1 protein-coding gene and 1 pseudogene are annotated in these 1245 nt (G+C 52.5%); one reads left to right on the top strand and one right to left on the bottom strand.

Annotated features, from left to right (window positions below; translation table 11 throughout):
• Window positions 1-48 precede the first annotated feature (48 nt).
• Entirely contained in the window at window positions 49-303 is a 255-nt protein-coding gene (locus HK11_RS12120) for a conjugal transfer protein TraD (protein ID WP_086555551.1), read from the top strand.
• Window positions 304-453: 150 nt separating this feature from the next.
• Here the strand turns inward: HK11_RS12120 and HK11_RS12780 are convergent.
• A pseudogene (locus HK11_RS12780) lies at window positions 454-699 on the bottom strand (type II toxin-antitoxin system VapC family toxin).
• Window positions 700-1245: the final 546 nt, after the last annotated feature.

The following is a 1245-nucleotide window of genomic DNA, read 5'->3' as shown; positions in this document are numbered from 1 at the left end:
CAGGCAGCCCTGATCCATCGTTATCAGGCACGAAAGGCACGTACCGACATGCGCGATCAGGCAAAGGCACGACGGGAGAGAACCCGTCATCTGATTGAACTGGGAGGTCTGGTCAGCAAGGCGGGACTGGTTGATCTGACGGATGATGATCGCGCCACTATGCTCGGGGCATTTCTGGACATTGCGGGGCAGCTTCAGGGAGACAGTGACACCACTCCGGCTGACCTGAAAACACGCTGGAGGCGACGGGGGCTGAACCGCTTCCGCGCGGAGCGGCAAGACGATGAAGGAAACGGGTTATGATTTTTCAGAACTTAAGCTGGAAGTCGCGTGGGAAAAATGCTGCATGCTCCGGTGACAGTGTCAGATCCGGGCTCATCCGGAACGGACTGGTCGTCGCTCTGAAAAACATCGGGATGATATTTCGGAGCCAGTGTAATCAGACGGCTGTAATCAGACGGCTGTGATCGGCCCGGGATAGGACTGTACGAGCGGATCAGGGGTCACAACAGCAAAAGCCTTTCCACCGTCGCCTGAGCCACGAGGATGCGGTTAAAAGGATCTCGGTGCATCAGGAAGCTGTCCGACCGTCAGGGCATGCTGACCGGTGACTTCCCACAGGCTGGCAGCACTGAACATCAGATCATTGTCTGGGTTTTCGGCAGTCCAGAGAAGGAGATGGATGTCCAGAAGCCGGATCTGTCCAGTCAGAAAACTCAGACGGCGTTTCTGTGTCTCTTTGAGAGTAGTGATCGCACTATGGTGCTTATCTCCCGTTGATAGATTTTGATGAAGAGAAAGCGGATTTTGTTTTCAGCCATCTTTAGATGGTTTGTCGATAAACTAGGCTTTGGGCCGGTCATCGGAACTGTCGTTCCAGCGGTATCCACGGGCCTTGAGAGTGTTCTTGAGTTCGAAAGACGTGTATTTGGTCCACAGACGCTTTCATACTGTTCTGGTACGTTCTAGTAGCAGGGATAGGGTGGAGCGGTTCTCCGGGAAGTCTGCATGGCTCAGAAGGAGGATAACTGTCTGATAGTCATTTACCGCCCTGTGCCCGTTAAAGAAAAATCCGTCTTGCAGACCTAGATGCTTCAGCTTGTGTCTCTCAAAACTTGTCTGGTTCCAGGGAATGTCTTCCATGGAGTAGGCCTAAGGTTTGTTTAGAAAGGTCGAACAGAAGCGTTCGAGAAAAGGACGGTCAGGAGGGGTAGAGTTATCCACAAGCATTCGGGTTTTAAAATT

This window comes from Acetobacter sp. DmW_043 (assembly GCF_002153485.1).
GTDB classification, from domain to species: domain Bacteria; phylum Pseudomonadota; class Alphaproteobacteria; order Acetobacterales; family Acetobacteraceae; genus Acetobacter; species Acetobacter thailandicus.
This window is presented reverse-complemented; position numbering and strand designations above follow the sequence as displayed.